11 protein-coding genes are annotated in these 11,576 nt (G+C 60.5%); 1 reads left to right on the top strand and 10 read right to left on the bottom strand.

The annotated features are described in order from the left end of the window. Positions 1 to 10: 10 nt before the first annotated feature. Both hisS and JI721_RS13580 read right to left on the bottom strand, forming a co-directional pair. Positions 11 to 1,279: a histidine--tRNA ligase gene (gene hisS / locus JI721_RS13585; protein ID WP_274455405.1), complete on the bottom strand. Its 1,269-nt coding sequence runs from the start codon at positions 1,277 to 1,279 to the stop codon at positions 11 to 13. Between the two features lie 509 nt (positions 1,280 to 1,788). After that, positions 1,789 to 1,965, bottom strand: a complete 177-nt coding sequence (locus tag JI721_RS13580) for a hypothetical protein (RefSeq protein WP_274455404.1) — start codon at positions 1,963 to 1,965, stop codon at positions 1,789 to 1,791. A 125-nt stretch (positions 1,966 to 2,090) separates the two neighbouring features. Here JI721_RS13580 and JI721_RS13575 point away from each other — a divergent pair, with 125 nt between their 5' ends. Continuing rightward, a complete protein-coding gene (locus JI721_RS13575) occupies positions 2,091 to 3,410 on the top strand; it encodes a glutamate-1-semialdehyde 2,1-aminomutase (protein ID WP_307015695.1) in 1,320 nt (439 codons plus the stop codon). Between the two features lie 75 nt (positions 3,411 to 3,485). Here JI721_RS13575 and trxA read toward each other — a convergent pair whose 3' ends face one another. The 8 genes from trxA to gmk all read right to left on the bottom strand — a co-directional run bounded on the left by trxA (position 3,486) and on the right by gmk (position 11,530). Further along, the gene (gene trxA / locus JI721_RS13570) at positions 3,486 to 3,803 is read right to left on the bottom strand and encodes a thioredoxin (protein ID WP_274455403.1); all 318 of its coding nucleotides are present in this window, start codon (positions 3,801 to 3,803) and stop codon (positions 3,486 to 3,488) included. Between the two features lie 67 nt (positions 3,804 to 3,870). After that, the gene (locus tag JI721_RS13565; protein ID WP_274455402.1) at positions 3,871 to 4,962 is read right to left on the bottom strand and encodes a sodium:calcium antiporter; all 1,092 of its coding nucleotides are present in this window, start codon (positions 4,960 to 4,962) and stop codon (positions 3,871 to 3,873) included. Positions 4,963 to 5,074: 112 nt separating this feature from the next. Beyond that, positions 5,075 to 5,914, bottom strand: coding sequence for a hypothetical protein (locus JI721_RS13560; RefSeq protein ID WP_274455401.1), 840 nt, complete (start codon positions 5,912 to 5,914; stop codon positions 5,075 to 5,077). A 145-nt stretch (positions 5,915 to 6,059) separates the two neighbouring features. Beyond that, positions 6,060 to 6,710, bottom strand: coding sequence for an efflux RND transporter periplasmic adaptor subunit (locus JI721_RS13555; RefSeq protein ID WP_274455400.1), 651 nt, complete (start codon positions 6,708 to 6,710; stop codon positions 6,060 to 6,062). 164 nt (positions 6,711 to 6,874) lie between these two features. After that, positions 6,875 to 7,678 (bottom strand): ABC transporter permease, encoded by an 804-nt coding sequence (locus JI721_RS13550; protein ID WP_274455399.1) that lies wholly within the window; start codon positions 7,676 to 7,678, stop codon positions 6,875 to 6,877. 38 nt (positions 7,679 to 7,716) lie between these two features. Beyond that, positions 7,717 to 8,646, bottom strand: coding sequence for an ABC transporter ATP-binding protein (locus tag JI721_RS13545; protein WP_274455398.1), 930 nt, complete (start codon positions 8,644 to 8,646; stop codon positions 7,717 to 7,719). Beyond that, on the bottom strand, positions 8,643 to 10,709 hold the full coding sequence (locus JI721_RS13540; protein ID WP_274455397.1) for a hypothetical protein: 2,067 nt from the start codon (positions 10,707 to 10,709) through the stop codon (positions 8,643 to 8,645). The genes JI721_RS13545 and JI721_RS13540 overlap by 4 nt, the downstream gene beginning before the upstream one ends. A gap of 2 nt (positions 10,710 to 10,711) precedes the next feature. Beyond that, positions 10,712 to 11,530, bottom strand: coding sequence for a guanylate kinase (gene gmk / locus JI721_RS13535; protein WP_274455396.1), 819 nt, complete (start codon positions 11,528 to 11,530; stop codon positions 10,712 to 10,714). Positions 11,531 to 11,576 lie beyond the last annotated feature (46 nt).

Raw genomic sequence — 11,576 nt, 5'->3', positions numbered from 1 at the left:
CCCCCGGCTGTCATGACTGAACGCCCACCTTTTCTGCAAGATAGGAGACAATGTCCGAAACGGGCAGCGCAACCTGCTCGCCAGACTGCAGGTCCTTAAGCGACACACTCCCCTGCTGGACTTCGGTTTCACCGATGATAGCCACAAACTTGGCCGCTTCGCGGTCGGCTGCTTTAAACTGCGCCTTCAGGCTGCGGCCGAGGTAGTCTCGGTCCGCGGTGACGCCGGCCGCCCGCAAATCCTGCAGCAGCCGCATCGCCATGGGCTCGCCGGCTTCGTCGGCCACCGTCACGAAGACGTCGAGGCCTGTCGGCGCCCGCAGGTCCCGGCCCTGTTCGGCAAGCAGCATCAACGCTCGCTCCATGCCCCCGGCAAAGCCAATGCCGGGCGTTTCCGGACCGCCAATCATCGCAACCAGGCCGTTGTACCGTCCGCCGCCAGCGACCGTCCCATAGGATGGCACCGTGATCTCCCAGGCCGTCCGTGTGTAGTAGTCCAACCCCCGCACCAGGCGGTCATTCACTTCATAGGCGGTCCCGATAGACTCCAGCATCTCGCGAACCGACGAAAAGTGCGCCCGGCAATCGTCACACAGGGCTTCCAGGATGGTTGGCGCACCGGAGGTGCGCAGCACCGCCTGACAGTGTTCGTTTTTGCAGTCGAAAATCCGCAGCGGGTTGCGGTCGAGGCGCTGCTGGCAGTCCCGGCACAGTTCATGCCGGTGCGGGGTAAGCGCCGCGATCATGCGGGCTTTGTGCGCCGGCCGGCAGACGCCGCAACCGACACTGTTCAACTCAACATGCAAGTCCTGCAGTCCCAGCGTGCGAAGCAAGTGGACATTCAGGGTGATGACCTCGGCGTCCACGGCGGGGTGGTCAGCCCCCAGCACCTCGCATCCGTATTGGTGAAACTGCCGCTCTCGGCCCTTTTGCGGTTTCTCGTACCGGAACATGGCTTCGATGTAGTAGAGTTTCGTAAGTCCCGGGTTACCGTACAGCTTGTTTTCGACGTACGCCCGCACAACGCCGGCTGTCCCCTCTGGGCGAAGCGTGAGACTGCGTTCGCCGCGGTCCAGGAAGGTGTACATCTCCTTGGACACAATGTCCGTCGACTCCCCAACCCCCCTGGCAAACAGTTCCGTGTGCTCAAACACAGGCGTTCGGATTTCCCCATAGTGGTACCGCCGAAACACCGATCGAATCGTTTCTTCCGCCGCTTGCCAGCGTTCTACTTCCCCAGGAAGTAAATCCGTAGTGCCGCGCGGTCGCTGCGTCAACATGTCATCTTCCCCCCGCCTGTCCTTGACGTCTCCCCAACCTCGGGGCGTCTTGCCATCGGTTCTTCACAAGCCCATTCACTCAAAAAAGCACCTTCCTCACCCGCCGATGTTCGGCAGGGACGAAAGGCGCTGTTCCGCGGTGCCACCCTGTTTGAACCGCCGGCTGCAGCCGACGATTCCACTTGGTGTACGTAACGTGTACAAACCGCCCACGCTTTGGAACCTCCACATCGGTCGGCTCGCTGAGCCACTGTCCGTGGGATTCGTTCACGTGCGTTCTTCGAGGTGTCCTTCCGGTCTGTGCGCCGGACCCGTTTCCAGCCAAGACGGGTCTCTCTGGACGCCGCGGTCAGTCCGTACTCTCCTCTTCATCGAATCCGTATGGCGCGCGCCGCCAGCCGCCGCATACGGCCCACTGCAAACGCGCGAAATTGCCGTCATTATAAGGTTCACGCCAACCGCTTGTCAAGGTCGCGGCGCAGCACGGCCCGCTGAGCCCCCACCGCCGTTCAGTTCCGCTCCGTTTTGCGCCGGAGTTTCTCCACGTCTCCCCGGTTGAGCGCAAACGTCTCCGCCAGTTCCACATCACTCATCCAGTTGGCCAGCCGAACGAAGTCATGAAAATCAACCTGCAAAGCCTCGCGCGACAGGGCGGCCCGATTGTCCGCCAGTTCCTTTTGTCTCATCGGCGATGCCTCCTCGTCTTCGCCTAGTCTGCGTCCGCACGGCGCAGGTCATACCGGCTGTCAGTGGATCTCACCGGCCTCCCCGTGCGACAATGGGGTGATGCAATTGCATGGAGGGATACACCGTGAACAACAGCAAACCTGACCGAACACAATCCCGGCTGTGGAGCGAGCGGGCCAACAGCGTGATTCTGGGCGGCGTCAACAGCCCCTCACGTTCCTTCAAGTCCGTGGGCGGGGGTCCGCCGGTCGTCATGAAACGCGGGAGTGGATCCCGATTCATCGACGTAGATGGCAATACATACATCGATTACCTCGCTGCTTATGGACCGCTGGTGCTGGGGCATGCGCACCCAGAGGTGATGGCGGCCATTCGCAGCGCGACGGAAGACGGCATTCTCTACGGAACCCCGACGCCGTGGGAGGTAGAGTTCGCAGAGGCACTGCGCGCGGCGGTCCCAGACCTCGAACGCATCCGCTTTGTCAACTCAGGCACCGAAGCGGTCATGACCACCGTTCGCGTGGCGCGCGGCGTCACCGGGCGGAACAAAATCATCAAGTTCGAAGGCTGCTACCACGGGCACTCGGACCTGATGCTGGTGGCGGCCGGGTCGGGCCCGTCGTCGATGGGTGTCCCGGACAGCGCCGGTGTGACCGAGAGTACGGCGCGCGAAGTCATCACCGTGCCGTACAACGACATCCCGGCGCTCGAGCAGGCCCTCGACCGCTTCGGGGACGACGTTGCTGCTGTCCTGGTCGAACCCATCGTGGGCAACTTCGGCATCGTCCCGCCAGCGTCGGAATCGTATCTGGCCGACGTGATCGACCGGACACACCGCGCGGGCGCGCTGGTGATTTTCGACGAGGTCATCACAGCGTTCCGCTTCCACTACGGCACAGCCGCGCAAATGTACAACGTGCACCCAGACCTGTTTGCGCTGGGCAAAATCATCGGCGGCGGACTGCCCATCGGTGCGTACGGAGGCCGGCAAGACATCATGGAACGCGTTGCACCGCTCGGACCGGTGTACCAGGCGGGCACGATGGCGGGGAATCCGCTGTCGATGCGTGCAGGCATCGCTTGCCTGCAGGTCCTGCGGCAGCCAGGCATCTACGAGCGTATGGATCGGCTCGGAGAGCAGTTGGCAGCCGGCATTTTGGAGGCGGCAGCAGCCGTTTCAGAACCGGTGACCCTCAACCGCGTAGGCGGCGCATTTACGCTGTTCTTCGGGGCCCACACCGTTCGCAACTACGAAGACGCAAAGCGGACCGACGGGCAGCGGTTTGCGCAGTTCTTCCACGCCCTACTCGACCGAGGCATCAGCATCGCACCTTCGAAGTACGAGGCGTGGTTCGTGTCGGCAGCGCACACCGAAGAGGACATCGCCATCACGCTGACGGCGGTGGAAAAGAGCTTCAAAGCCTTACAGGATATTCCGCGGTAAAATTGCAGGCAGACCAAACAAGCGGCTGTGGTCCGGCAGAACGCCGGCACAGCCGCTTGTGCCAAGTTGCGGGGCTTACAGAACGTCGGCCAATTGCGCAACGAGGTCGTTCTTTGGCCGATACCCAATCAATTGCTTGACCACTTCGCCGTTCTTGAACAAAATCAGCGTCGGAATGCTCATGACACCGTACTGCTGAGCGGTTTGCGGGTTTTCATCCACGTCGATTTTGCCAACCACCAGCTTGTCGCTGTGTTCCTCCGCGACTTCCTCCAGCACTGGCGCCATCATCTTGCAGGGTCCGCACCAGGTCGCCCAAAAATCCACGAGCACGGGTTTGTCAGAGTTCACAAAAGACGCGAAATCAGCGTCCGTTACTTTCTGTGTCGCCATCCTATCGCCTCCTGCATCCATTGTGCACTACCCATTGTAGCACAATGTTCAAGTCTGCCCGAAAACCTCAAGACATCGTGGCAGACGCGGCACGAAAGCACAGAAAGGCCGCCAGACAGACGACGGCGGCACTCACCCAGTACATCGACGTCCATTGATACCGGGAGGCCAACAGCTGCAGGGGAAGAACCCAGTACAACAGCGACGCCGCCAGAAAGACGCGCACGGACAGCCGGCCGGACAATTTGTAGAGCGCAAAAATCATCCCCGCCGCGCACAGTGTCAGCGCACCGGTGATGACCGCCTGGGTGGTCAGCTGCCACGGCGTCAACCAGATGCCCAGCGCTGGCACCAGCGTACTCTGAAACACCATCGCGCCCGTGATGTTGCCGAACGCCAAGCCGTCTTTCCCCTGGCGAATCCACACGACGCTGTTGAATGTTTCCGGCAGCTCTGTCGCGAGCGGAATCAACAATGCAGACAACACAAACGCCGGGATCGCGAAGGCGGCCGCAAGCTGCTCCACCCCCTTGGTCAGCAGCTGCGCGCCGCCCATGATGCAGCCGAGGGCAATCAGTAATTGCAGCACGACCACCGTCATCGACGGGTGGTCCGTCTTCCACTGGAAATACAACGGGTGCAGTTCGTCCTCGCTGCCGCTTAACACCTGCCGGTCGCGCAATGTCTGGACCAGAAAGGCCCCGTAAAGCCCAATCAGTACCAGCGGCGTGAGGGTGTGCACCGCTTCCGTGGGCAGACAACCCGCCAACATGGTCATCGCGTAGGCAAGCAAAAAATAGGTCATGTCGCGCGAGAATCCGCGTTCCTCCACCTGCAGATGACCCGGGCTGTGCGGCCTGCGGCTGGTGAGGACAGCGAGGGCAACGATGAGGGACCCCAATGTCGCCAGCAGAAAGGGGGCGCCGAGAATGCCGCCGATCCCGATTTCCACCGCATCCTTTGCGCCGCCGCCAAACAGAATGGCGGTCACAGGCACCGCTGTCTCCGGCATCGCCGTACCGATGGCCGCCAGCACGCTGCCCACCGCTCCCTGCCCAAGGTGAAGCTTCTTGCCGAGCCACTCCACGCCGTTCGTAAACAACTCTGCACCGAACAGAATCATCGCCAAAGAGAAAATCAGGGATACGGCGACCTGCATCCCATCACCTCCGCGTCGAACGCCATCGATAGACTGTACGCCGCGGCTCGTCCGAATATGCAAAAGCGAGCGCCAAGCGCTCGCTCCACTCCCGCAATCTATTTCAACAGGCTTAGGACTCGTCCGATGACAGGCTCGCAGGCCGAACCGCCGCGATAAGCCGCTCGGACAGCGCCTCGATGTCGGCTTCACGGTCGACAAACAAGGCCATCCAGGTGTCCTCGACAGGCGTCAAAAACCACACTTTGCCTTCTTCGCCGACCACCGCGGTCTCCACAATCTGCGTCAAGCCCACCTGCCGCCGCAGCTGCTCCACACTTTGCTTATACGTGCGAAGCGCCTCTACAAACGCCGCGTCATAATCGTGATCGGATGCGCCGACGACATCGTCATAGAACGCGATCCACCCGAGGACCAACGGGTCTTCGCAGAGCTTGTAGAAACAGGTCTGCCACGGCTCCTTCCCAAACTGCGGCGCCGCCTTTTCATTGAGCGAAAACGGACGGTTTTTGCGGCCGAACACCGTCGTGGTCTTCGGGGGTTCGGTCACGACCTCGAGCTCCCGTGAGTTTCCACCGTCGGCGGCGGGCGTCAACCCTAGCGCAGGTGTCGTCCGATCGACGCCGGTCGAACGGCGCTGTGACCCATCCTCCGGCACCCCCGCATCGGCTGACACCCCCGCTGCCGCAGCGGATGCATCGTCGTCACGGTCCGGCGCAGAAGCAGGCATCGCAGCAGACGGTGAACCTTCCGCACCGCCTTGCCCTACCGCCAGTGCGATCTCCGCGGACGCCGCTTGGGCCTGTGGTTCCACTGCGCCGCGTTCCGGCCCGCGCGGTTCCTTACGCTCCGCGGACGGATGGCGAGGCCTCGTCAACATCACGTTCATCCAAATCCACAGACAAATCAGGAGCAGTCCGAGGGCTACCAGACCAAACAGTGCCCCATTCATGACCTGCCCACCCCCCTATGTCGCCTTGGTATGTACCTTGATGCCCTGAACCTTCTCCAGACTCGGGACGGGCTGTACGATGGTCCTGCGCGTTGTCCGAAGCAGCCTGCGCTGACCTTTTCAGGTGCGTTCGTTTGCATTGCGTTTAATCATTCGTCCGATGGATTCGAACCCTGGCGTTCATATTCGGCACAATGTACTTTCCTTGTTTCCCATCCAGTGAAATGTAGACAGGGATGCGCTGCACTTCTTTCTGGAAATTGCCCGAGGATTGGGCGCTCGGGTAAGGCGACGTCTCGGCTGCCGATTCTGAACCGATTCGAGTGACGGTACCCGAAAACGTGGTGCCCGGATAGGCATCCAGGTAGATGTCGACCGTATCCCCCACTGCGACATGCCGCACCTCGGTCTCCTTCAGGTTGGCAACGATGTATTCATCATTGAGATTCGCCACCACTGCGAGCAAATCCCCCTGCGGCACCACTTCGTTCGCCACCGCATTCGACTTCAGGACCTGACCGCCGATTGGCGTGGTGATGTTCACCGTTTGGCCGGTCGGCAGCTGCTCTACACCGATGACGTCGCCAGCAGATACACTCGTGCCGTCCGACACGGTCCATTTTGTCAGCTTCCCGTTCGCCGGCGCGATGACATTCTGCGCGTTGACGGTAACGGCAGCATCGTTCTCGGTGACATACTGATTCTGGTTGTAGAAATACCAGTATCCGAAACCTGCCAGGGCCACCACCACGATGATAATCACGATATTGAGTATGACCAGTTGCCTTGCCCGCATGTCTTCGCCCCGCTTCCTGAACCTTTCAAGTTTGACCTTTTCGGACACAACTCGCAAACACACATTTTAATGACCTGATGTTTCATTAACAAAACGATTTTAATACGAACGATGACAAAAGGAAACCACTCGGCCCCGAAAACTGCGAAGGGTTTACAAAAACTTCACTGAAAGTCGCGTTCACTTCGTCTGCCAATCCACGGCAGCTTGCGAAAGGTCTGCGGGCGCAGCCGCCATACACTCGGGATAAACAAAATCACGCTGAGGAGCGAGTAGAAACCGACAAACCAGACCCACGCAAAGCGCGGGGCGGTGACATAGTTTTCAAAGGAAGACTCAATCCAAAGTGGATTTAAGGCGAGAAAGTACTCTGACCACCGCGCGGCAAAAAACTCCATCTGATCACGCTCGGCCACCAAGTGCAAGCCGTAACCCAGCGCCCCCGTGACCATCACCATCCAGGCGACCGTGGCGTACGCCAGCACCGTGCTCCAGCCGGATCGCAGCGCAATGGTCGACCACAGCACGCTGAGGGTCGCGATGAGGACAATCGTAAAAATTTGAAACGCAAACACGGACACGACTTCCTGCGGCACCGCACCGCCAAACAGAAACACCATGCTGTAGAGCGGCAGGGCCGACACCAATAACAAACTCAAAAGCGCGCTGGAAGACAAAATCTTGCCCATCAAAATCCGCACCGGCGACAGCGGCGTGGTCAACAGTACGGCCAACGTCCGGCGCTCGCGTTCGCCAGACATCGACCCGGCCGCGAACGCCGGTGTCATAAAGGCCACCACGGTCATCTGCAGCAAGCTCAAGGTGACGAACACCTGCTCGCTTCGGACTGGCAGCAGCGGCAGCGCCAGGAGCTGCCCTTGCACGTTTTCGTACAACAGGAAAAAGGTCAGCAGCGCCATGCAGACGATGTACGCCGTGATGACCACCGGCGCTCGGTTGGTTCGCATCCGCTGACGAAATTCCTTGCGCAACAAGGGGTTGAGCATTATCGCGTCACCGTCCGATCGGTCAGGCGAAGGAACAGCGCCTCAATGTCGGTCGGGCGCTCGGCAAACTGATAAATCACGATGCCCGCGTCCAGGATGGTCCGCATCAGCTCCGCCTGTTGTTCCAGCGTCCCGCCGTACATCACTTCGACACCGCCTTGCACGAAGTGGACATCCACGACACGCGCGTCGTTTCGGAGCACGCGTTCCCACTCGTCCGGCGCCGCATTGCCGGTGATGAGCAGGTGCCGGTGCGCATTGGAGTGTTCTAATAACGCGTTGACGGCGGCCACGGCCGCCAGGTCCCCGCCGCGCATAATACCAATCTCGTCCGCGATCTCACTCAGCTCATAGAGGATGTGCGAACTAATGAGTATGGTTTTGCCCAGCTGCCGCAGCTGATGCAGCACCTCGCGCATCTCCAGCCGCGATCGCGGGTCCAGTCCAGACGACGGCTCGTCCAGAATCAGCACGTGCGGGTCGTGCATCAGGCAGCGCGCGATTTCCAGCCGCTGCTGCATCCCGCGCGACAGGGCATTGACGTAGACGTCGCGGTGCTTCTCCAAATTGACCCAGGCCAGCAGCGCACCCACCCGCTGCCGCGCCACGGCAGGGGGCACGCCGTAACAATCCGCGTAGAACTCCAGGTACTCTTTCGCGCTCAAATCGTCATACACACCGAAGGAGTCCGGCATGTAGCTGACGCTGCGCCGAACCTCCTGAGGATGCCGCGAGATTTCGAACCCGTTCACGTACGCCTTGCCCGAGGTGGGCGGCGTCAGGGTCGCCAGCATCGACAGCGTCGTCGTCTTGCCGGCGCCGTTTTCCCCCACCAGTCCAAAGACCGTTCCCTGCCGTACGGTGAGGTTGAGATTGTGCACAGCGGGAAATCGGCCGTATTTTTTACACAGGTTTTGACATTCGATCACGGTGAAATCCCCCTCAACGGCCCCAGTGGCGTAACGCTGACAAATTGACGCACGAGGGTCAGGGTCTGGTCGGAGGAAACCTGCTCCGACGCCTGCACGGTGCCCACCGCTGGCGTCACATTGGTGGTCGTCGCCACAATCATCGCCGTGTTCGGGTCAAGCGACGAATTCAGCCACTGCTCTGTGGCTGCCAGCGAACCGATGGAACGGCCAATCGACCGGGAAATGTCGCGGTTGTACGCGCTGTACGCGCCCAGCCAATTGGTCGTGGTCTGGTGCGGGTCTGACTGCATGTCCACCGTAACGCTGGCGCCAGGTTTCAAGTCACCCAAACTGATGGTGTGTTTATCCCAGAACAGCATCACGTCGTTCAGGGTATACGGTGTATTGTTTTGCACAGAACCAAACAACTCACCGGAAGCCGACGTCAGGTCCGCCTCCAAACTCCCCTGATGCTCGACCGCCCCGGCCAGGTAAGCATATCGTACGCCCCAGCGTGCGACGTGATCAAATGAGACGGCGGTCCCCCCGCCGGTCGTGACCGTCTCCTGTTCGGTGAGGGAATTATTTTGTTCAATCAGCGCAAGCGACAACATGGGCTGCTTGGTGTTCACCTGCACAGACGTCACGCGCGGCGACATCAAGGCTCGAACCCCGTACGCCTGGGCACTGCCGTTGCCCACGAGGTCGAGAAAGCCAGTGCCCTCGGTCAACAGGCCGGTGGGGCGCTGCGTCGCGCCAAACCCGTATATCCCCACCGTGACCAGCACACTGACGGCCGGCAAAATGACCCACGCGGCCGTCTCCTTTTTGAACCGCCGCAGCACAAAGAACAGCCCCGGCCCGACCACCAGCACGTAAATCGCAAACAACGAAGCCCAAAAGCGCAGGGACGGCACCCGCAGTGGCGCCAGCGCATCACTGGCGGACGTCAGCGAAAAGACGCCGCTGCCCGACAAGTAGTTGGGAAACGTGCTGAAGGTGCCCTTGGCGGCCGTTTTAAACACGGTCGTCCAGAACGCCGCGTTGCCTGTCCAGGCGAGCAGGGAAGGTTCCGACGGCGAGAACGAGGTCTGCACAATGGTGCCCCGCCCGTCCGGGATTTGCGCCAGCAGCGGGACACCGCCGCTGTCCACCAACGAAGACGCCCCCGGCTGCAGCGAATGCTTCGACGCATAGACTGTGAGGCGCGGGGCCTCTGCGGCTGAGGCGCCAATAAAGGTCTCCAGACTGTCGCCGTGCACCACGGTGCCGTTGGCGGGCAAGATGGGCAGTCGATTCTGCCATGTCGATGTCACACCCTGCGTTCCGATGACAACAAACACGCCGCCGAGGCTCACCCACTCCTGCACGGCGTCGGACTGGGCCTTCGACAGGCTGGCCAAGGTTTCAGGCGTCGCAACAAGCGCCGTCAACCCCGTCAGCGCATTCACTGTCGACGGAAAGTTGTGCGGGTCAATCGTCACCGGTAAGACGGGCGCCCCGCTGGCCCCGTCTTCGCTGCCCATGAGCGACTGCGCGGCCTGCACCTTGTTCGCCAGCACCGCGACGAGCGCGACATCTCCCAAGGCGTTGCCTGTGATGGCCGCGCTCGAAACCGGCGAGCCGTCCACATCGCACAGCAGATTCGCGCTGCCCACAATCGTCCCAGGCAGCATCACCTGCTTGGTCGTCCAGCCATGCGCGTTCAGCCACACCGGCCACTGCAGTTTCCCGTACGCCATTCGCGAGGATTGGTCAACCGCGGTCGAGACCGGCACCACCAGCGTGGCGGACGTCGCCTTGCCTGTGTTGTAGATCCGTACCGTGACCGGGATCCAGTCCTGTTTGCTGTAGTACCCTTGAAAACCTACGCTGATTTGGCGGATGGAAATCGGGCCGCCGGATGCGGCAAAGGCGTACGTTGACACCGACGACCAGACACAGGCAGCGCAAAGGAATGCAAGGGCGCCGCGCAGCAGCCAGGACAGGCACCCTCGAGTGCGGGTTCGGGCACGCGTGTGACGAGGCTTGTCCGGATGACAGACCTGCGTTGGCGACGACTCCCTGGACACCAGCGTCATCGCTACAGAACTCCTTCACGCCGAAGAATGGCCAAGAGCTCGTCGCGCGCAGCGAGGACATCATCGTTGTAAATCAAATAGTCAAACTGGTCTCGCTTCGACTCTTCAAACTCGATGCGTTTCATGCGCACCTGAATCTCTTCCAGCGAATCCCCTCTGCCCGTCAACCGGCCTGCCAGCGCGGACAAATCGGTCGGACGAACGTAGATGAGGACGACGTGGTCGCGAAACCACTTGCGAAAGTTCAGCGCCCCGTTGACATCAATGTCCTTCAGTACATCGTAGCCATGCCGAATGGCGTATTCGTACGTCTTCGCATGGGTCCCGTAATAGTTTCCGTGAATCTGCTCATACTCCAGAAATTCGTGCCGGTCAATCATCGCCTTGAAGGATGCCAGGTCGACGAAATGATAGGGGTTTCCCTGTGTCTCTCCCTCGCGCATCTCGCGGGTCGTGAACGAGGGAATATAGTGAACCCCGAGGTTGATCTCTTTCAGGTGGTTAATCAATGTATTTTTGCCTGCGCCGGATGGGCCCGAAATGATAAAGATGCGCCCTTCCCGGTCCCGTTTGAAAGCTGGGTTGAATCGAATCACAGGGCGTTCGTCGCCGCCGGCAGGTTCGTAGACCACCAGGTCTGACAAGGAACACGGCAATGCATCGCAGATCCGTTCCAGAACCCCCAAATCGACCCGATTCAGGGCATTGTTTTTTATCGCGTACAGGGTGTTGCGGTTGACGCCGCTCTTTCGGACGAGTTCCGGGACATTCATGCCGCGCTCAAACATCAGCCGGTTCAATTGAAACTTTACGCCCGCCATGGCAGTCATCATCTCCAGGGATTTTCACCCCAGTATACACGCTTCG

Source organism: Alicyclobacillus cycloheptanicus (assembly GCF_028751525.1).
Lineage (GTDB): Bacteria > Bacillota > Bacilli > Alicyclobacillales > Alicyclobacillaceae > Alicyclobacillus_L > Alicyclobacillus_L cycloheptanicus.
This window is presented reverse-complemented; position numbering and strand designations above follow the sequence as displayed.